We start from the raw sequence: 20,490 nt of genomic DNA, 5'->3' as shown, positions 1-20,490 counted from the left end.
CGCGCCCGGCACGACCAGTCGAAGACTCACGTTCCACGCCGAAGCAGTACTAGTGATCCCAACCAACCGTGCCGAATAGTCAACGTTCCACCCATGAGCAACCAGCACCGGACACTCGCCGGTGTTCTGGCCCCTGGACCGGCAGAGCCGGCCTAGAAGTGCTCCTTAGAAAGGAGGTGATCCAGCCGCACCTTCCGGTACGGCTACCTTGTTACGACTTCGTCCCAATCGCCAGTCCCACCTTCGACAGCTCCCTCCCACAAGGGGTTGGGCCACCGGCTTCGGGTGTTACCGACTTTCGTGACGTGACGGGCGGTGTGTACAAGGCCCGGGAACGTATTCACCGCAGCAATGCTGATCTGCGATTACTAGCAACTCCGACTTCATGGGGTCGAGTTGCAGACCCCAATCCGAACTGAGACCGGCTTTTTGAGATTCGCTCCGCCTCGCGGCATCGCAGCTCATTGTACCGGCCATTGTAGCACGTGTGCAGCCCAAGACATAAGGGGCATGATGACTTGACGTCGTCCCCACCTTCCTCCGAGTTGACCCCGGCAGTCTCCTGTGAGTCCCCATCACCCCGAAGGGCATGCTGGCAACACAGAACAAGGGTTGCGCTCGTTGCGGGACTTAACCCAACATCTCACGACACGAGCTGACGACAGCCATGCACCACCTGTATACCGACCACAAGGGGGGCACTATCTCTAATGCTTTCCGGTATATGTCAAGCCTTGGTAAGGTTCTTCGCGTTGCGTCGAATTAAGCCACATGCTCCGCTGCTTGTGCGGGCCCCCGTCAATTCCTTTGAGTTTTAGCCTTGCGGCCGTACTCCCCAGGCGGGGAACTTAATGCGTTAGCTGCGGCACCGACGACGTGGAATGTCGCCAACACCTAGTTCCCAACGTTTACGGCGTGGACTACCAGGGTATCTAATCCTGTTCGCTCCCCACGCTTTCGCTCCTCAGCGTCAGTAATGGCCCAGAGATCCGCCTTCGCCACCGGTGTTCCTCCTGATATCTGCGCATTTCACCGCTACACCAGGAATTCCGATCTCCCCTACCACACTCTAGCTAGCCCGTATCGACTGCAGACCCGGGGTTAAGCCCCGGGCTTTCACAACCGACGTGACAAGCCGCCTACGAGCTCTTTACGCCCAATAATTCCGGACAACGCTTGCGCCCTACGTATTACCGCGGCTGCTGGCACGTAGTTAGCCGGCGCTTCTTCTGCAGGTACCGTCACTTTCGCTTCTTCCCTGCTGAAAGAGGTTTACAACCCGAAGGCCGTCATCCCTCACGCGGCGTCGCTGCATCAGGCTTTCGCCCATTGTGCAATATTCCCCACTGCTGCCTCCCGTAGGAGTCTGGGCCGTGTCTCAGTCCCAGTGTGGCCGGTCGCCCTCTCAGGCCGGCTACCCGTCGTCGCCTTGGTAGGCCATCACCCCACCAACAAGCTGATAGGCCGCGGGCTCATCCTTCACCGCCGGAGCTTTCAACCCCCCGAGATGCCTCGGAAGGTGGTATCCGGTATTAGACCCCGTTTCCAGGGCTTGTCCCAGAGTGAAGGGCAGATTGCCCACGTGTTACTCACCCGTTCGCCACTAATCCACCCCGAAGGGCTTCATCGTTCGACTTGCATGTGTTAAGCACGCCGCCAGCGTTCGTCCTGAGCCAGGATCAAACTCTCCATGAATGTTTTCCCGTCATCGGGATGAACACCACAAGAGCGGAACAACCAGTCGGAATAAGACCGGTCGTTCACAGCGTCCTCGCTGTGTCAATGCCTACCCGCCACACAGGCCGGTAGGACTTTCAAAGGAACCTCGAACCTGCCGAAACAGGCCGGGGTATCAACATATCTGGCGTTGACTTTTGGCACGCTGTTGAGTTCTCAAGGAACGGACGCTTCCTTCGTACTCACCCTCGCAGGCTTTCCTCCGGGCGCTTCCCTTCGGTCTTGCGTTTCCAACCTTACCAGACTCTTTTTCCGTTCCGTTTCCGGTGTGGAATTCGAATCCAGCGGCCGTTGGAGAGGCCTTTTGCCTTTCGGCGGATCCGACTTTATCAGAGATTCTGCGTCGGAATTCCCGCCCCGTTCGGGGACTGGTTCCGCGCGCACAAGTGCGGCGGGTTCCCGTTCAGGCGGAGACGTAAACGTACTGGAGCGGAGCGCCCCGATGCAAATCGAGGGCTCCGCCCAGGGGTTGGCCGCGTCAGACCTCGACGACGACAGGAAGGATCATCGGACGACGGCGGTAGGTGTCGGAGACCCACTTGCCCACCGTGCGGCGGATGAGTTGCTGCAGCTGATGGGGCTCGGACACACCATCGGCAGCGCTCTTTTGGATGGCATCGCCGATCTTCGGCATCACCGCGTCGAATGCGGCGTCCTCGATGCCCGAGCCGCGGGCGTGGATGTTCGGTCCACCGACGATCTTGCCTGTCGTGGAGTCCACCACCACGAAGACCGAGATGATGCCCTCGTCGCCCAGGATGCGGCGGTCCTTGAGGGAGGTCTCGGTGACATCGCCGACCGAGAGGCCGTCGACGTACACATAGCCCGCCTGGACCTTGCCGACAATCTTCGCCTTGCCGTCGAGGAGGTCGACGACGACCCCGTCCTCGGCGATGACGATGTGGTCCTTCGGGACACCTGTCAGCGCGCCGAGTTCGGCGTTGGCGCGCAGGTGGCGCCATTCGCCGTGGACCGGCATCAGGTTCTTCGGCTTGCAGATGTTGTAGAAGTACAGCAGCTCGCCGGCCGAGGCGTGGCCCGAGACATGGACCTTGGCGTTGCCCTTGTGGACGACGTTCGCGCCCCAGCGGGTGAGGCCGTTGATCACGCGGTAGACCGCGTTCTCGTTGCCCGGGATCAGGGACGAGGCCAGGATCACCGTGTCGCCCTGGACGATCCGGATCTGGTGGTCACGGTTGGCCATGCGGGAAAGAGCGGCCATCGGCTCGCCCTGGGAGCCCGTGCAGACCAGCACAACCTCGTGGTCCGGGAAGTCGTCGAGCGTCTTCACGTCGACGACCAGACCCGCCGGGACCCGCAGATAACCGAGGTCGCGGGCGATGCCCATGTTGCGGACCATCGAGCGGCCGACGAAGGCCACGCGGCGGCCGTACTCGTGGGCCGCGTCGAGGATCTGCTGGATGCGGTGGACGTGGCTCGCGAAGCTGGCCACGATGATGCGCTTCTGGGCGTTCGCGAAGACCGTGCGCAGGACGTTCGAGATGTCGCGCTCGGGCGGGACGAAGCCCGGGACCTCGGCGTTCGTCGAGTCCGAGAGGAGGAGGTCGATGCCCTCCTCGCTCAGCCGCGCGAAGGCGTGCAGGTCCGTGAGGCGGCCGTCCAGCGGGAGCTGGTCCATCTTGAAGTCGCCGGTGTGGACTGCCATCCCCGCGGGGGTGCGGATGGCGACGGCCAGCGCGTCCGGGATGGAGTGGTTGACCGCGACGAATTCGCAGTCGAAGGGGCCGATCCGCTCGCGGTGGCCCTCGTTGACTTCGAGGGTGTACGGGCGGATGCGGTGCTCCTGGAGCTTTGCCTCGATCAGAGCGAGGGTCAGCTTGGAGCCGATCAGCGGGATGTCCGGCTTCAGCCGGAGCAGATACGGGACACCGCCGATGTGGTCCTCGTGGCCGTGCGTGAGCACGATGCCGTCGATGTCGTCGAGGCGGTCCCGGATGGTGGTGAAGTCCGGCAGGATCAGGTCGATGCCGGGCTGCTCCTCCTCGGGGAAGAGGACGCCGCAGTCGACGATGAGCAGTCGGCCGTCGTACTCGAAGACCGTCATGTTCCGGCCGATCTCACCGAGACCGCCGAGGGGTGTGACGCGCAGGCCGCCCTTGGGAAGCTTCGGCGGGGCGCCGAGTTCAGGATGCGGATGACTCAAAAGACTCTCCTCACCATGTACGCCACGTACCGCTGAGGCACGTGGCGTACATGACATTCGTGCACTTGCTGTTGTCTGTTTGACCGGCTGCGTGAGCCGGTTTCTTCTCGTATTCAGTTGTGAAGTCCGTGTCTAGAGCTGTACCCCACCGGCCGCGAGGTCGATCTTGAGCTGGGCGGTTTGCTCCGGGGAGAGCGCGACCAGGGGGAGCCGGAGCGGGCCGGCCGGGAGGCCCTGGATGGCCAGTGCCGCCTTGGTGGTGATGACGCCCTGGGTGCGGAACATGCCCGTGAAGACCGGGAGCAGCTGCTGGTGGATCTCGACGGCCTTCTGGACGTCGCCGGTGAGGTGGGCGTCGAGGAGGGCGCGGAGCTCGGGGGTGACGACATGTCCGACGACGGATACGAAGCCGACGGCGCCGACCGAGAGCAGCGGGAGGTTGAGCATGTCGTCGCCGGAGTACCAGGCGAGACCGCTGCGGGCGATGGCCCAGCTGGCGCGGCCGAGGTCGCCCTTGGCGTCCTTGTTGGCGACGATGCGCGGATGATCGGCGAGGCGCACGAGCGTCTCGGTGTCGATCGGGACGCCGCTGCGGCCGGGGATGTCGTAGAGCATGACGGGCAGTTCCGTCGCGTCGGCGATGGCCGAGAAGTGACGGAACAAGCCCTCCTGCGGGGGCTTGTTGTAGTACGGGGTGACGGCGAGCAAGCCGTGCGCGCCGGCGCGTTCCGCCGTGCGGGCGAGCTCGATGCTGTGGCGGGTGTCGTTGGTGCCGATGCCGGCGACGACATGGGCCCGGTCTCCGACCGCTTCCAGTACGGCCCGTACGAGCTGGTCTTTCTCCGCGTCGCTGGTGGTCGGCGACTCACCGGTGGTGCCATTGATGATCAGGCCGTCGTTGCCTGCGTCCACCAGATGGGCCGCCAGACGCTGGGCGCCGGCGAGGTCGAGTGCGCCGTCCGCCGTGAAGGGCGTGACCATGGCGGTGAGGACCCGCCCGAAGGGGGTCTGCGGAGTGGAGATCGGAGCCATGGGTAACACGCTACTCGCTGCTCAGCACGCAGTGTCCCCTCGGGGGACGTGACGTACGACGTTGCATGCGGAGCCCGGCACTGCCTGCTCGGGGGTTCAAGCAGTGCCGGGTCCGTTTGATCAGCCTAGATGAACTTCATGAAACACCGCAATGCGGACACTTCCCCGGGCCGACCCGCACATCAGTGCCCTGCGGGCCTTCCCGGCGGACGTTTCCTGGGGAAGCGCGCTACGGGGCGACTCGGCCGTTCGCGTTGAAGGCGGCGTAGGTGAGCGGCATGAGCTTCGCCCACTGCTGCTCCATCTTCTCGCCGACCATCTCGATCTCCCGCTGCGGGAAGGACGGAACCTTCGCCAGCTCGTGCTGGGTGCGCAGGCCGAGGAAGTGCATCAGCGAGCGGGCGTTGCACGTCGCGTACATGGAGGAGAACAGGCCGACGGGGAGGACGGCACGGGCGACCTCGCGGGCGATGCCCTCGGCCAGCATCTCCTGGTACGTCTCGTACGAGCGGCGGTACGAGTCGATCATGGCGTCGGAGACTACCTTGTGCTGCTCCGGGGAGCCGTCGATGAAGACGTACTTGCCGGGGCGGCCCTCCTGCACGAGCTTGCGGTTCTGGCCCGGGACGTAGAAGACCGGCTGCAGCTCCCGGTAGCGGCCGGACTCCTCGTTGTACGACCAGCCGACCCGGTGCCGCATGAACTCGCGGAAGACGAAGATCGGGGCGCTGATGAAGAAGGTCATCGAGTTGTGCTCGAAGGGGCTTCCGTGGCGGTCCCGCATCAGGTAGTTGATCAGTCCCTTGGAGCGCTCCGGGTCCTTCTGGAGCTCCTCCAGAGACTGCTCGCCCGCCGTGGAGACGCGGGCGGCCCACAGCACGTCCGAGTCGCCGGCGGTGTGCTTCACCAGTTCGACGGTGACATCGCTGCGGTAACTCGGCGTGCCGGTCTCGGCGGGGGTGTCGGGCACCAGGGGGTCCTTCCGGTTGAACACAGAGGCGGCGCCCACTTTAACGACGGAACGCCTTCGCAGTACCTCCGGCCCCTTTGGGTATTTCTGGGAACACGGGCACCGAATGACTGCTTTCTGCGTCTCTACCAGTAGACAGCGTCCGGGCACGCGATTCCAAGGAGAGTGCCTCGGGCTTCCGGCCGTGGAGCCGAGCCAGTCCCCGGGGCATTCGCAGCACTCCCAGGCGTCCGACAGCCGCTGACTCTTACGGCCCCCTGGAGTGGTCGGGCAGTGGCCGCCTCGGTAGCCTCACCGGGCACAGCCCAACCGAGTGTGCTGGTGAGTGAGGAACAGTCGTGCCCCTGCCCTTTCTGACGGCCGAGCGTGCATTTGAGACGAGCGCTGACGATGTCGCGCTTCCCTTCGACGATCACGACCACTGGCGGCGTCCGTACCGTCCGGGCCCCTGGCGGGTCGGCGCGGCGGCGCTTTTGCTGCTGCTCGCGTCGTTCGTGCTCATCGCGGCGATGATCATCGCGTTCGCCGGCGCGCTACCGGGCGCGGGCGCCTGCCTGGGACTGGGGCTCGTGGTCATCGTCGCCGCACTGCGGCTGCTGCGGGTGGGCGTCTGGGTCAGCAGGCACGGGCTGCGGCGGGTGGCCTTCTTCTCGACCACCACGGTGCGGTGGGACCGTGCTTCAGCGGTACGGACCGTGCAGCAACCGGTGCGCTGGCTGGGGCTGCCGCGCACGGTCCAGGGGCAGGCGCTTGTCGTCGTACGACAGGGTGGGGAGCCGCTGCACCTGCTGACCGACCACAACGCGGACTTTCTGTCGCGCGTCGAGGCGTTTGACCGGGCGGCGGACACGGTGGAGGCGTGGGGGTCGCAGTACCGCGGTGCCTGACTGGCGGCTTCGCCCCCCAGACCCCCAGTCCTCAACGCCGGACGGGCTTGAAATCCGTCAAGCGCCCGACGCGCTTGCCGTAGCCGGGCGGTCGTGCAGTGCGATCGCCTTTTGCATCGCCTTGCGGGCGCGCGGCGTGTCGCGCGCGTCGTGGTAGGCGACGGCCAGTCGGAACCAGCAGCGCCAGTCGTCCGGTGAGTCCTCCGTCTCGGCGCGGCGCCTGGCGAAGATCTCGTCGGCTGCGTCGCGGTCCATGCGCCGGCCGGGCGTGCGCGTCGACTCGTCGACCGGCAGGCCGCCTTCGGCCTCCAGCTCGCGGGCCAGCCGGTGGGCATTGCGCGCGAAGCGCGTGTTGTGCCGGAGGAACCAGGCGCCGACGAACGGCAGCAGGAAGGCCACCGCGCCCATCCCCATGGCGGCCGGCTCACCGGTCAGCAGGAGCAGTACGCCTTCCAGCGCCACCACACCGAAGACGACGACCAGCACGGTGGCGAGGAAGAAGTACGTGATCTTTCCACCCATGGCCGTCAGCCCAGGTCGAGGAAGTGTTCCAGGCCGAAGGTGAGGCCTGGGGTGGACACCACGCGACGGGCACCGAGCAGGATGCCCGGCATGAAGCTGCTGTGGTGCAGGGAGTCGTGCCGGATGGTGAGCGTCTCGCCCTCACCGCCGAGCAGGACCTCCTGGTGGGCGAGGAGGCCGCGCAGCCGGACCGCGTGGACCGGGACGCCGTCGACGTTCGCCCCGCGGGCGCCCGCCAGCTCGGTGACCGTCGCATCGGGCTGCGGGGCGCAGCCCGCCTCCGCGCGCGCCGCCGCGATGAGCTGGGCGGTGCGGGTGGCGGTGCCGGAGGGCGCGTCGGCCTTGTTCGGGTGGTGCAGCTCCACCACCTCGGCGGACTCGAAGTAACGCGCAGCCTGCTGCGCGAACTTCATGGTGAGGACCGCGCCGATGGAGAAGTTCGGCGCGATGAGCACACCGGTCTCCGGCGATCCTGCAAGCAGGGTGTTCAGCTGCGCGAGGCGCTCGTCGGTCCAGCCGGTGGTGCCGACGACCGCGTGAATGCCATGGCGTACGCAGAAGTCGAGATTGCCCATCACCGAGGCCGGGGTGGTCAGTTCGACCACGACCCGGGCGCCGTTCTCCACCAGGGCTTCCAGCTTGTCGTCCCGGCCGAGCGCCGCGACCAGTTCCATGTCGTCGGCGGCCTCGACGGCTCGTACCGCTTCCGAGCCGATACGGCCCTTCGCACCGAGAACGGCCACGCGCAGCTTGCTCATTGCCTTACTTCCTTAACCTTTAGGAGACCGCTTCGTGGAGGCGGTCCGCCTGCTTGTCCTTGAGCGGGCCGATGACAGACAGCGAGGGCCGGTGCCCCAGCACCTCGCCCGCAACCGCACGTACCTCGTCGGGGGTGACGGCCGCGATCCGCGCGAGCATGTCGTCGACCGACATCTGCGCTCCCCAGCACAGTTCGCTCTTGCCGATGCGGTTCATCAGCGCGCCCGTGTCCTCCAGGCCCAGCACGGTGGAGCCGGAGAGCTGGCCGACCGCGCGGCCGATCTCCTCGTCGGAGAGGCCGTCGGTTGCGACGCGGTCGAGCTCGTCGCGGCAGATCTTCAGTACGTCATGGACCTGGCTGGGACGGCAGCCCGCGTAGACGCCGAAGAGGCCGGTGTCGGCGAAGCCCGAGGTGTACGAGTACACGCTGTAGGCCAGGCCGCGCTTCTCCCGGACCTCCTGGAAGAGCCGGGAGCTCATGCCACCGCCGAGTGCGGTGTTGAGTACGCCCAGGGCCCAGCGGCGGTCGTCCGTGCGGGCGAGGCCGGGCATGCCGAGGACGACATGGGCCTGCTCGGTCTTGCGGTTCAGCAGCTCGACCCGGCCGGCGGTGCGCAGGGAGCGGTGTCCGTCGCGGGGCGGGGTCGGGGCCGCGTCCGTACGGGAGAGCGCACCGGCCTTCTCGAAGGCCTTGCGGACCTGGCGTACGACCGTGGCGTGGTCGATGTTGCCCGCGGCGGCGACGACCAGATGGGTCGGGTCGTAGTGCTTCTTGTAGAAGCGTCGGACGCTGTCGGCGGTGAGCGCGTTGACGGTGTCGACGGTGCCGAGGACCGGGCGGCCGAGGGGGGTGTCGCCGAACATGGTGTGCGCGAACAGGTCGTGCACACAGTCGCCCGGGTCGTCCTCGGTCATCGCGATCTCTTCGAGGATGACGCCGCGCTCGGCGTCGACATCCTCCTGGAGGATCAGCGAGCCGGTGAGCATGTCGCAGACCACGTCGATGGCGAGCGGCAGGTCGGTGTCGAGCACCCGCGCGTAGTAGCAGGTGTACTCCTTCGCCGTGAAGGCGTTCATCTCGCCGCCGACCGCGTCGATCGCCGAGGAGATGTCGAGGGCGGAGCGCTTGTGTGTGCCCTTGAACAGGAGATGCTCGAGGTAGTGCGTGGCGCCGCCCAGCGACCGCGTCTCGTCGCGGGAGCCGACGTTCGCCCAGATCCCGAAGGTCGCGGAGCGTACGGAGGGCAGGGTCTCGGTGACGACGCGCAGGCCGCCGGGGAGGACGGTGCGCCGGACCGTGCCGATGCCGTGCTCGCCCTTGAGAAGCGTTTGGGTACGGGCGACGGCCCGCGCCTCCGAAGAGGTGCGGGCCGTCGTCCTGGAACTACGCGACGTCACTTGTCGGTGTCGTCCTTCTTGTCGTCGGCCTCTTCGCCCTCGATCACGGGGATCAGGGAGAGCTTGCCGCGGGAGTCGATCTCGGCGATCTCGACCTGGACCTTGGAGCCGACCGCGACCACGTCCTCGACATTCTCCACGCGCTTGCCACCGGCGAGCTTGCGGATCTGCGAGATGTGGAGCAGGCCGTCCTTGCCCGGGAGCAGGGACACGAAGGCACCGAAGGTGGTCGTCTTGACGACCGTGCCCAGGTAGCGCTCGCCGACCTCCGGCATGGTCGGGTTGGCGATGCCGTTGATCGTGGCGCGGGCGGCCTCGGCCTGCGAGCCCTGGGCGGCACCGATGTAGATCGTGCCGTCGTCCTCGATCGTGATGTCGGCGCCGGTGTCCTCCTGGATCTGGTTGATCATCTTGCCCTTGGGGCCGATGACCTCACCGATCTTGTCCACCGGGATCTTGACGGTGATGATCCGCGGGGCGTTCGGGGACATCTCGTCCGGGACGTCGATCGCCTCGTTCATCACATCGAGGATGTGGAGGCGGGCGTCGCGGGCCTGCTTCAGCGCGGCGGCCAGGACCGAGGCGGGAATGCCGTCGAGCTTGGTGTCGAGCTGCAGCGCGGTGACGAAGGTCTTCGTACCGGCGACCTTGAAGTCCATGTCACCGAAGGCGTCCTCCGCACCGAGGATGTCGGTGAGGGTGACGTAGTGGGTCTCGCCCTCGATCTCCTGGGAGATCAGGCCCATGGCGATACCGGCGACGGGGGCCTTGAGCGGCACACCGGCGTTCAGCAGCGACATGGTGGAGGCGCAGACCGAGCCCATCGACGTGGAGCCGTTGGAGCTCAGCGCCTCGGAGACCTGGCGGATGGCGTACGGGAACTCCTCGCGCGTCGGCAGCACCGGCACGAGCGCGCGCTCGGCCAGGGCGCCGTGGCCGATCTCGCGGCGCTTCGGCGAACCGACGCGGCCGGTCTCACCGGTGGAGTACGGCGGGAAGTTGTAGTTGTGCATGTAGCGCTTGCGGGTCACCGGGGAAAGGGTGTCCAGCTGCTGCTCCATCCGGAGCATGTTGAGGGTGGTGACACCCAGGATCTGGGTCTCGCCACGCTCGAACAGCGCCGAGCCGTGCACGCGCGGGATGGCCTCGACCTCGGCGGCGAGCGTACGGATGTCCGTAACGCCACGGCCGTCGATGCGGACCTTCTCCTTGATGACGCGCTCGCGCACCAGGGTCTTGGTCAGCGAGCGGTAGGCGGCGGAGATCTCCTTCTCGCGGCCCTCGAACTGCGGGAGCAGCTTCTCGCCGGCCAGCGCCTTGACGCGGTCCAGCTCGGCCTCGCGCTCCTGCTTGCCGGCGATGGTGAGCGCCTGGGCGAGCTCGCTCTTGACCGCGGCGGTCAGGGCCTCGAGGACGTCGTCCTCGTAGTCCAGGAAGATCGGGAACTCGCCGGTCGGCTTGGCGGCCTTGGCGGCGAGGTCCGACTGCGCCTTGCACAGGACCTTGATGAAGGGCTTGGCGGCCTCGAGACCGGCGGCCACGACCTCCTCGGTCGGCGCCTCGGCGCCGCCCTTGACGAGTTCGATGGTCTTCTCGGTGGCCTCGGCCTCGACCATCATGATCGCGACGTCGCCGTCCTCCAGGACACGACCGGCGACCACCATGTCGAAGACAGCGTCCTCGAGCTCGGTGTGCGTCGGGAAGGCGACCCACTGGCCCTTGATCAGGGCGACACGGGTGCCGCCGATCGGGCCGGAGAACGGCAGGCCGGCCAGCTGCGTGGAGCAGGAGGCGGCATTGATCGCGACCACGTCGTACAGGTGGTCGGGGTTGAGCGCCATGATCGTCTCGACGACCTGGATCTCGTTGCGCAGGCCCTTCTTGAAGGACGGGCGCAGCGGGCGGTCGATCAGGCGACACGTGAGGATCGCGTCCTCGGAGGGACGGCCCTCACGGCGGAAGAAGGAGCCGGGGATCTTGCCGGCTGCGTACATCCGCTCCTCGACGTCCACCGTCAGGGGGAAGAAGTCGAGCTGGTCCTTGGGCTTCTTGGAAGCGGTGGTGGCCGACAGCACCATGGTGTCGTCGTCCAGGTAGGCCACGGCGGAACCGGCGGCCTGACGGGCCAGGCGGCCCGTCTCGAAGCGGATGGTGCGGGTGCCGAAGGAACCGTTGTCAATAACGGCCTCGGCGTAGTGGGTCTCGTTCTCCACTAGCGTTTTCTCCTCGTCTTCGTCCCCTCGCCCGTGTGGCGGAGGACGGTGGCCGAGAAGCTCTCGTTCTGCGGGCCGGTCTTCGATCGAAGCACCCGGGGTTGGTTCTCCGGGGGCCACTACCGAGGACCGGCGGCGGGGAGGCGGCTTCTCGCTCGTTCGGTATTGCGTTGTTCCGGTATTGCGTTGCGTGTCCAGACTAATTGCCGTCCGGCACGTCGCGCACGTACAGCAAAGGGAGCGGCCCCCTAAGAGTGGGAACCGCTCCCTTCACGGCGTCTTACTTGGCACCGCCGGCCGCACCACGGCGGATGCCGAGGCGGTCGACCAGCGCACGGAAGCGCTGGATGTCCTTCTTGGCCAGGTACTGCAGCAGACGGCGGCGCTGGCCCACCAGGATCAGCAGACCACGGCGGGAGTGGTGGTCGTGCTTGTGCGTCTTGAGGTGCTCGGTCAGGTCCGAGATGCGGCGCGAGAGCATCGCAACCTGGACCTCGGGGGAGCCGGTGTCGCCCTCCTTGGTGCCGAACTCGGACATGATCTGCTTCTTCGTAGCGGCGTCGAGAGACACTCGGTACTCCTCTTGATGTTCGATGCGCCCACGAGTGCCCCTGGTCTTGATCTCAGGGGAGCTTCCGTGACTCGGAGGCGAAGGTCCGATGAGCGCGGATCCCAGATGACCCGGGAACGCGTATACAAACGGCCGTCACACAGCGTACCAGCCCCCGGCGCCGTTCTTGACGGGCCCTCTAGCTGGTCAGGGAGCGGGCCGCGTTGAAAACGTCGAGCACGGCCAGGCAGAGCGGGACCAGCGAGAGCAGCACCACGCCCTCGGTGAGGTCGAGCAGGCGGCCCCAGAACGGCGAGAGGCCCTTCTTCGGGATGACCAGGCCGATCGCGGTGATCAGGGCGGCACCGGCGGCCACGGCCGCCGTGAGCCAGATTGTACGGATGTCCAGGCCGCCCCGGTCCCCGTACATCAGCAGATCCTTGACCAGGTCGACGGGCGGGTTCAGGGAGAGGCCGAGGACCAGCAGCGCGATCGCGGCGAGGCCGGCGACCAGGGTGCAGGCGACCTGCGAGGTGTAGCGGAAGAGGCGGGCGCGCAGCAGCATCGCGAGGCCGGCGGCCAGGGCGAGGAACTGGCCCCAGATGCTGCTCGAGAAGCCGAGCACGGCGGCGCAGGCGACGACGACCGCGGCGCAGCCGCCGACCAGGCCGAGCAGCATCTCGTGGCCGCGCCGGGCCTGAGCGGCGATCCGCTCGGCGTCGACGGGCTCGGCGTCGGGGGTCTCGTTCGGGTCGGCCTCGAACTCGTCGGCGGCGCTGCGCGGCGATGCGTAGCCGATGGGCAGCCGGGCGAAGCGGGCCGAGAGACCGGGCAGGAAGGCGACCAGACCGATGGCGACCGGGGCGACGACGGCGGCGGTCTCGGTGGCCGTGGCCTCGGTGGTGATGGCCACGAAGGTGGCGATGGTGCCGGTGGCGCCCAGGAAGGTGGCCGCCACGAAGGGTGCGTCGCCGCTCGGGGTGAGCGCGACCAGGGCGACCGAGGCGACCAGGACGGTCACGCAGCCGAGCAGAAACTGCAGCTTGCCGGGGCCGTGACCGGCGTCCGGCCCGACGATCCCGGAGCCCGCGATCATCAGCAGGGGCAGGGCGCCGAGCCCGAGGGCGACGGCGGTGGCCCGGTCCGAGTACACCCGGGCGCGGACGCCCGCGAAGGCGGTGAGCAGCAGTCCGGCCGCGCCCGCGATGATGCCGGGCAGGCTGTGCATGTCGTGCCGGAGCGGGTCGGCGAACCAGAGCACGAAGCCCATCAGGACCAGCAGCAGGACTCCGCCGACCAGGCCGGAGCCGCGCAGCAGGTCGTCGCTCCACAGATGCCGGTCGCGGGTGACGGCGGAGGCGACGGCGTCGGAGACGTCGTCGAAGACGGCGGGCGGCAGCGACTCCGCGAACGGGCGCAGGCTGAGCACCTCGCCGTCGAGCACCTGCTGGGCGGCGAGCGAGCGGGCGCCGTCGAGTACGGTGCCGTCGCGGCGCACCAGGTGGTAGCCGGTCGGAGACCCCGGAGCCTGGGTCTGACCGGTGAGGCGCAGGATTTCCGGGTAGACGTCGGCGACGGCGATGTCCTCGGGGAGAGCGACATCGATACGGCTGTCCGGCGCCACGACGGTGACGCGGCAGAAGCCGGTCGCTGCGGTCGTACTCACGTTTCTGGACCCCCTGATTCGCGGTTGCGCACGGTGCGCGCGCCACCCTACCGGGACACACGCGATGGGTCTGCAAGTAGGATCACCGTCGCGCGGAGGGAAGTCCGCAGCAAAGGCAGTCACGGGGGCGTCGGTTGCGGAAATCCGCCGTCCGTCTTCCGTACGTATCGAGGGATTGATGCTCCGGTGAGCCAGATCGTCGTGAAACGCCCGCCGAGGTCGCTGCCGCCTGAAGTGCCCGCGGAGGAACTGACTCTGGAGGCTCCTCCGGAGCTGCCGCGGGGTCAGCAGGAGGGCATGCTGATGCAGATCCTGCCGGTCCTCGGCATGGGCTCTTCGGTGGTGTTCTTCTTCTCGCCGCAGGCGCCGCCGTTCATGCGCATCATGGGTGTTCTGATGCTGGTCTCGACGGTCGCGATGGTCGTCGCCCAGGTCGCGAGATACCGCAAGGGTACGCAGGGGCAAATGGCAGATGTGCGCCGCGACTACCTCAAATACCTTGCCCAGACGCGGCGTACGGTGCGCAAGACGGCGCGCAAACAGCGTGACGCGCAGCTGTATCTGCACCCCGCTCCCGAGCAGCTCTGGTCGGTGGTGGCCGAGGGCTCGCGGGTGTGGGAACGGCGCGTGGGCGACAACGACTTCGGGCAGGTGCGCGTCGGTCTCGGCGCACAGCAGCTGGCCACGCCGCTGATAGCACCGGACACCGCACCGGTGGACGAGCTGGAGCCGCTGGCGGCCGGTGCGATGCAGCAATTCCTCGCGGTGCACGGCTCGTTGGACGGACTGCCGATGGCGGTCTCGATGCGCGCCTTCTACCACGTGACGGTCTCCGGCGAGCCGGAGTCGGCGCAGTCCGCGGCGCGCGCTCTGGTCTCCCAGCTGGTCACGCTGCACTCCCCCGACGACCTGATGGTCGCGGTGGTCGCGGCGCCGGGCGGGGTCGCGCGCTGGGACTGGACGAAGTGGCTGCCCCACACGCAGGTGCCCGGTCAGGTGGACGGGGCGGGTACCAAGAGGCTGTTCGGCGACGACCTCGGTGAGCTGGAGCAGTTGCTGTTCAGCCGCCTCGAGGGGCGGCCCCGGTTCAGCCGGGAGAACCAGCCGGTCATGGACCAGCCGCACATCGTCGTCGTACTGGACGGCGGAATGGTGCCGCCGGACTCGCTGTTCGCGGCCGCCGAGGGCCTGCAGGGCGTCACCATCGTCGAGGTCGTATCGGGCGAACTCGACGAGCCGCGCGGCGGTCTGTCCATAGTGGTGCGTCCCGGGCGGCTGCGTCTGGAGTCCGGACACCGGGTGGCGTACGAGGGTGTGCCCGACGGGATCTCGCTGCCGGCCGCCGAGGCGCTGGCGCGTCAGCTGGCGCCGCTGCGGATGGGCGGTGGTGACGACGACGAACCGCTGCTCGCCAACCTGGACTTCACCGATCTGCTGAATCTGGGCGACGCGGCCGGGATCGACGTGGCACGCACCTGGCGTCCGCGTTCGGTGGCCGAGCGGCTGCGGGTGCCTATCGGCGTCGGCGAGGACGGCCAGCCGGTCATGCTCGACCTCAAGGAGGCCGCGCAGGAGGGCATGGGCCCGCACGGTCTGTGCGTCGGTGCGACCGGTTCGGGAAAGTCGGAGCTGCTGCGCACGCTGGTGCTCGGACTCGCGGTCACACACTCCTCGGAGACCCTCAACTTCGTACTCGCGGACTTCAAGGGTGGTGCGACGTTCGCCGGGATGTCGCAGATGCCGCACGTCGCCGCCGTGATCACCAACCTCTCGGACGACCTCACGCTGGTCGACCGAATGGGAGACGCGATCCGCGGTGAACTGCAGCGGCGACAGGAGCTGCTGCACAAGTCGGGCAACTACGCGAACATCCACGACTACGAGAAGGCCCGTGCGGCCGGTGCCCCGCTGGAGCCGCTGGCCTCGCTGGTCCTCGTGCTCGACGAGTTCTCCGAACTCCTCACCGCCAAGCCGGACTTCATCGACATGTTCATCCAGATCGGCCGCATCGGCCGTTCGCTGGGTGTGCATCTGCTGCTCGCCTCGCAGCGTCTGGAGGAGGGCAAGCTGCGCGGTCTGGACACGTATCTCTCGTACCGGATCGGTCTGCGGACCTTCTCGGCCGCCGAGTCGCGTACGGCGATCGGCGTGCCCGACGCGTACCACCTGCCGTCGGTGCCCGGCTCCGGCCTGATGAAGTTCGGCACGGAAGAGATGACCCGCTTCAAGGCGGCGTACGTCTCCGGCACCTATCGCACCGGCGGTCCGGACCTGTCGGTGGGCCAGCTGCCCATCGAGCGGCGGCCCGCCGTCTTCACCGCGGCTCCCGTGCCTGTGGTCTACGCGGCGCCGGACCCGGCCGCGATGGCGGCCTCGAGGTCCTCCGAGGACGAGGCGCTGGCGGACACGGTGCTCGATGTGATCGTGCGCAGGCTCGAGGGCCAGGGCGTGCCCGCCCACCAGGTGTGGCTGCCGCCGCTGGACCAGGCGCCCACGCTGGACCAGCTGCTTCCGGGGCTCGCGCCGACGGCTGAGCGCGGTCTGACCGCGACCGAGTACACGCGCCCCGGTGGTCTGACCGTCCCGCTCGGCCTGATCGACAAGCCCTTCGAGCAGCGCCGCGAGGTGCTGTACCGGGACTTCTCCGGCGCGGCGGGCCACATGATGATCGTCGGCGGTCCGCAGTCCGGCAAGTCGACGCTGATGCGGACGCTGATCTCGTCGTTCGCGCTCACCCACACACCGAGCGAAGTGCAGTTCTACGCGCTCGACTTCGGTGGTGGCGGTCTGTCGTCGCTGTCCGACCTGCCGCATGTGGGCGGTGTCGCCTCGCGCCTCGACCCGGAGCGGGTGCGCCGTACGGTCGCCGAGGTGATGGGCGTACTCAACCGGCGCGAGGAGTTCTTCCGGGCCAACAACATCGACTCCATCGCCACCTACCGGCGCAGGCGGGCCGCGGGCGAACTGCCTGGCGAGGCCTGGGGAGACGTCTTCCTGGTCATCGACGGCTGGGGCGGCTTCAAGAACGACTACGAGATGATGGAGCCGATCGTCGCCGATCTCACGGCGCGCGGTCTCGGCTACGGCATCCATGTGGTCATCACCGCCGCCCGCTACATGGAGGTGCGTGCGGCGCTCAAGGACCAGATGCTGGGGCGTCTGGAGCTGCGGCTCGGTGACGTCATGGACTCCGAGTTCGACCGCAAGGTCGCGGCGAACGTCCCGCCCGGTGTGCCCGGCCGGGGCCAGGTCCCGGAGAAGCTGCACTTCATGACGGCTCTGCCGCGTATCGACTCGATCAGCAGCTCCGGCGATCTGTCGGAGGGCACGGCCGCCTTCGTGCAGTCGGTCAAGAGCAACTGGGCGGGCGCACCCGCGCCGGCCGTACGGCTGCTGCCGCGCCGGCTGCCGGCCGAGCAGCTGCCGAAGGGCTTCGAGTTCCCGCAGCACGGCATTGCGATCGGCATCGACGAGACGAACCTGGAGCCGGTGTTCGTCGACTTCGAGTCGGACCCGTTCTTCCTGATCTTCGGCGAGAGCGAGTCCGGCAAGACCGCCCTGCTGCGGCTGATCGCCAAGCAGATCTCCGAGCGCTACACCCCGGAGCAGGCGCGAATCGTGGTCGGCGACTACCGGCGCACGATGCTGGAGGCCGTGCCCTCCTCGCATCTGCTGGAGTACGCGCCGATGACGTCCGCGATGGAAATGCACATGGACGCGATCAACACGGTCATGGGCAAGCGGGCGCCGAAGCCGGACATCACTCCGCAGCAGCTGCGCGACCGCAGTTGGTGGACGGGACCGCAGCTCTTCGTCCTCATCGACGACTACGAGCTGGTGGCGACGAACTCCGGCAATCCGCTCTCGGCGCTGGTGCAGAACCTGCCGTTCGCGCGTGACGTGGGCATCCGCTTCATCATCGCGCGCAGCGCCGCGGGAGCTTCCCGGGCCATGTACGAGTCGTTCATGCAGCGGATCAAGGAGCTCGGCGCTCAGGGCGTCATTCTCTCGGGCGACCCGGGTGAGGGCGACATCCTCGGCAACGTACGGGCGCGTCCGATGCCTCCGGGTCGCGGCACCTTCGTCTCGCGCAAGCGGGGCACGCCGCTGATCCAGCTGGGCTGGATGCCGGATCACCGGTAGGCGCATCGGCAGCCCAGTAGGGTGGTTGAGCACTTCGTTCGGCACACCTGTGGGAGGAACCGCGCCGATGGCTGACGCAAGCGAGAAGGAACGCCAGAAGGAAGAGCTGTACGCCCTCGACATCTCGGGTGTGGAGTGGCTCGGCGCGCCCGGCACGAGCGAGAACGAGGAGCGGGTCGAGATCGCGCATCTGCCGGGCGGCGCGGTGGCGATGCGCTCGTCGCTGGACCCGGAGACGGTGCTGCGGTACACGGAGGCCGAGTGGCGTGCGTTCGTCCTCGGCGCGCGTGACGGCGAGTTCGACCTCAAGTAGGTCATACGTAAAGGGGGGTTGCCCGCTGGTGCGGGCAACCCCCCTTTACGCGGTGCAGGTCGCGTCAGTGCATCATGCGGAAACGGGCCGCGTTGCCCTTGTCCGTGTCCTGGTAGCCCACGACGGAGTCGTCGAGCAGACGCGCGATGGTGGCCAGGTCCTGGTTCAGACCGTCCATGTCCTGGGCGAGGTTGCCCTGGATGGCGATGTACGCCTCCTTGGCCTCACCCTGCCAGCTGCCCGCGACGTTCTTGACGTGGGTCATCAGGTCCTGAAGCTGCTCGTTCAGGTAGGTGGACGTGGCGCGGACGTCACTCGCCGCAGTGGTCACTGTGTCGTAATTGACAGCAGTCGTCATTCTTTGCTCCTAGTGCGAAGTTCTGCGAAGGATCCGGACGGTCACATACCGAGGATGGCGCTGCTGCCCTTGGTCGCTTCCATCTTGCGGAAGGACTGGATGCGCTCGGTCTCCTGGTTGTCGAACCCGTCGGCGCTCATCTTGACCAGGTTCTGAAGGTTCTCCAGGTCGCGCTGCACATTGCGCAGGCGCCGGTTCAGATCGGCCTGAGTACGGTCGTACTCCTGGCTCGCCGCGCCCTTCCAGCCTGCCTGGATGCGGTCCACAACGCCGTTGAGCGACGTGATCCGGCTGTTCAGCTCGGTCTGGAACTTGTCGATCTTCCCGGAGAGTCCGGTGATTTCGCTACTAGTTACATTCAGGTCTTGGTTACCCGACATCGTGCCCCTTCTTCCTTCGACGGTGACGTAGACGGAAGCCATTTGGATGCCGCCCCCGTGCCGGACCAGTCCTCACTGAGTCCGACTGTCACTCTATCCACTTGGTAGGACAGTTCCAACTGCAAAGTCTCGTAGGGAGACTTGGCTCACTGGGCCCTTTTGCGCCGGGTGTCCCTGATGACCGTTGCCGCGCCGGCAACCACAGCCACCAGTACGACGCCGATGCCCAACGCGTAGGTTGCATAACGCTCGTTGCGTTCCTGGACGGTCTCCGTCATCGCGAGATGAGCGGGCTCCGGCGCGAGTGCTTTCGGCGGGCCGGGGTCCGCGCGCGGTGCGTCGATCGGGCGCCCGTCGCCGCTTAGCGCACGCACCGGGTCGACCACACCCCAGCCGACGAAGTTGTCATGGCCGTTGATGCTTCGCTCGGCGGTCTGCTCGATCTGCGCGATGATCTGCGGCACGCTCCACTCGGGGTACTTGGCCTTCAGCAGCGCCGCGACACCGGCCACGTACGGGGCCGAGAAGCTGGTGCCGTTGTCGACGCACTGGCCGTTTCCGGGAACGGTGGACACGACGTCCACACCCGGGGCCGCGACTCCTACGAAGGTGCCCGCCTGGGAGAAGACCGCCCGCTCGTTGTTGCGGTCGGAGGAGGCTACGGCGAGAACACCCGGGAAGGCCGCGGGATAGGTGTTCTTCAGCTTGCCGTCCATGCCGTCGTTGCCGGCCGACGCGACCACGACGATCTTCGCGTTGATGGCCCGCTGCACCGCCTTGTTGAGCTCCGAGCCGAGCGAGAGCGGCTTCGTCGTGTCCTGGGAGATGTTGATGACGCCGGCGCCCTTGGCGATGGCGTGGTCGATCGCCGTGGCCATCGTCTTGTCGTTGCCGCTGTTCTTCTCGTCGTTCTGGCGGATCGGGATGATCGTGGCCTCGGGTGCCAGGCCGACGAAGCCGGTGCCCTTGCGGGGGCGCGCGGCGATGATGCCCGCGACCTTGGTGCCATGGCCGACCTCGTCGACCGTGCCGTCGGTCTTGCCGCGCTTGTCGTCGCTCGAACTCTCCTTGTCGGGCTTGAGGAGGTCCCGGCCCGCGGAGGCGTCGACGGCCGACTTGAGCTGGACGTTGTCGTTGTCCACGCCGGTGTCGATGACCGCGACCCGGACACCCTTGCCCTTGGTGTCCTGCCACAGCTCGTCCAGCAGGACCCGCTGGAGCGGCCAGGGGATCCCCTCGATCTGCTTCTTCATCGGAAAGGTGCACTCGCCGCTGCCGTTGATGCCGAGTTCGTTCGGCGCCTCGTCGGCGTATGCGGCCGGGGGTGCGGCGGCCAGGCCCGTCAGCGCCGTGGCGGCGGTCAGCAGGGCGGCCTTCCTGCGCAGTTGCGGCATTGGT

At 67.4% G+C, this 20,490-nt stretch carries 15 protein-coding genes and 1 rRNA gene; 3 read left to right on the top strand and 13 right to left on the bottom strand.

From position 1 onward, the window contains the following. Positions 1–169 precede the first annotated feature (169 nt). From ACQEVG_RS28430 to thyX, 4 genes are all read right to left on the bottom strand, one after another. A 16S ribosomal RNA gene (locus ACQEVG_RS28430) occupies positions 170–1,695 on the bottom strand. A 520-nt stretch (positions 1,696–2,215) separates the two neighbouring features. Further along, positions 2,216–3,901 (bottom strand): ribonuclease J, encoded by a 1,686-nt coding sequence (locus tag ACQEVG_RS28425; protein ID WP_432988928.1) that lies wholly within the window; start codon positions 3,899–3,901, stop codon positions 2,216–2,218. A gap of 132 nt (positions 3,902–4,033) precedes the next feature. Then, positions 4,034–4,933, bottom strand: a complete 900-nt coding sequence (gene dapA / locus ACQEVG_RS28420) for a 4-hydroxy-tetrahydrodipicolinate synthase (RefSeq protein ID WP_432988925.1) — start codon at positions 4,931–4,933, stop codon at positions 4,034–4,036. A gap of 229 nt (positions 4,934–5,162) precedes the next feature. After that, positions 5,163–5,903 carry an FAD-dependent thymidylate synthase gene (gene thyX / locus ACQEVG_RS28415; RefSeq protein WP_432988922.1) on the bottom strand — a complete coding sequence of 247 codons (741 nt, stop codon included), beginning with the start codon at positions 5,901–5,903 and terminating at the stop codon, positions 5,163–5,165. A 338-nt stretch (positions 5,904–6,241) separates the two neighbouring features. Between thyX and ACQEVG_RS28410 the strand changes: the two genes are divergently transcribed. Next, the gene (locus tag ACQEVG_RS28410) at positions 6,242–6,790 is read left to right on the top strand and encodes a hypothetical protein (protein WP_432988920.1); all 549 of its coding nucleotides are present in this window, start codon (positions 6,242–6,244) and stop codon (positions 6,788–6,790) included. Between the two features lie 57 nt (positions 6,791–6,847). Here ACQEVG_RS28410 and ACQEVG_RS28405 read toward each other — a convergent pair whose 3' ends face one another. The 6 genes from ACQEVG_RS28405 to eccD all read right to left on the bottom strand — a co-directional run bounded on the left by ACQEVG_RS28405 (position 6,848) and on the right by eccD (position 13,898). After that, positions 6,848–7,312 (bottom strand): hypothetical protein, encoded by a 465-nt coding sequence (locus ACQEVG_RS28405; RefSeq protein WP_432988916.1) that lies wholly within the window; start codon positions 7,310–7,312, stop codon positions 6,848–6,850. A 5-nt stretch (positions 7,313–7,317) separates the two neighbouring features. After that, positions 7,318–8,070, bottom strand: coding sequence for a 4-hydroxy-tetrahydrodipicolinate reductase (gene dapB, locus ACQEVG_RS28400; protein ID WP_432988914.1), 753 nt, complete (start codon positions 8,068–8,070; stop codon positions 7,318–7,320). Between the two features lie 19 nt (positions 8,071–8,089). Continuing rightward, positions 8,090–9,469: a M16 family metallopeptidase gene (locus ACQEVG_RS28395; RefSeq protein ID WP_432988912.1), complete on the bottom strand. Its 1,380-nt coding sequence runs from the start codon at positions 9,467–9,469 to the stop codon at positions 8,090–8,092. Continuing rightward, complete coding sequence (locus tag ACQEVG_RS28390) at positions 9,466–11,682, bottom strand: polyribonucleotide nucleotidyltransferase (protein WP_432988910.1); 2,217 nt, start codon at positions 11,680–11,682, stop codon at positions 9,466–9,468. Before ACQEVG_RS28390 ends, ACQEVG_RS28395 begins: the two co-directional genes overlap by 4 nt. A gap of 280 nt (positions 11,683–11,962) precedes the next feature. Further along, complete coding sequence (gene rpsO / locus ACQEVG_RS28385) at positions 11,963–12,253, bottom strand: 30S ribosomal protein S15 (protein ID WP_215096097.1); 291 nt, start codon at positions 12,251–12,253, stop codon at positions 11,963–11,965. A gap of 178 nt (positions 12,254–12,431) precedes the next feature. Further along, complete coding sequence (gene eccD, locus ACQEVG_RS28380) at positions 12,432–13,898, bottom strand: type VII secretion integral membrane protein EccD (RefSeq protein WP_432988908.1); 1,467 nt, start codon at positions 13,896–13,898, stop codon at positions 12,432–12,434. A gap of 186 nt (positions 13,899–14,084) precedes the next feature. Here eccD and eccCa point away from each other — a divergent pair, with 186 nt between their 5' ends. Both eccCa and ACQEVG_RS28370 read left to right on the top strand, forming a co-directional pair. After that, a complete protein-coding gene (gene eccCa, locus ACQEVG_RS28375) occupies positions 14,085–18,041 on the top strand; it encodes a type VII secretion protein EccCa (RefSeq protein WP_432988905.1) in 3,957 nt (1,318 codons plus the stop codon). Positions 18,042–18,108: 67 nt separating this feature from the next. Continuing rightward, positions 18,109–18,354, top strand: a complete 246-nt coding sequence (locus ACQEVG_RS28370; RefSeq protein ID WP_432988903.1) for a DUF397 domain-containing protein — start codon at positions 18,109–18,111, stop codon at positions 18,352–18,354. Positions 18,355–18,418: 64 nt separating this feature from the next. Here the strand turns inward: ACQEVG_RS28370 and ACQEVG_RS28365 are convergent, their stop codons facing one another. From ACQEVG_RS28365 to mycP, 3 genes are all read right to left on the bottom strand, one after another. Then, positions 18,419–18,712, bottom strand: coding sequence for a WXG100 family type VII secretion target (locus ACQEVG_RS28365; protein WP_432988900.1), 294 nt, complete (start codon positions 18,710–18,712; stop codon positions 18,419–18,421). Positions 18,713–18,753: 41 nt separating this feature from the next. Then, on the bottom strand, positions 18,754–19,092 hold the full coding sequence (locus ACQEVG_RS28360) for a WXG100 family type VII secretion target (RefSeq protein WP_432988898.1): 339 nt from the start codon (positions 19,090–19,092) through the stop codon (positions 18,754–18,756). A 146-nt stretch (positions 19,093–19,238) separates the two neighbouring features. Then, the gene (gene mycP / locus ACQEVG_RS28355; protein ID WP_432988896.1) at positions 19,239–20,486 is read right to left on the bottom strand and encodes a type VII secretion-associated serine protease mycosin; all 1,248 of its coding nucleotides are present in this window, start codon (positions 20,484–20,486) and stop codon (positions 19,239–19,241) included. Between the last annotated feature and the right edge of the window lie 4 nt (positions 20,487–20,490).

Origin of the sequence: Streptomyces sp. CA-135486 (assembly GCF_050936555.1) — a bacterium.
In the GTDB taxonomy this organism is placed as follows: Bacteria; Actinomycetota; Actinomycetes; order Streptomycetales; family Streptomycetaceae; genus Streptomyces.
This window is presented reverse-complemented; position numbering and strand designations above follow the sequence as displayed.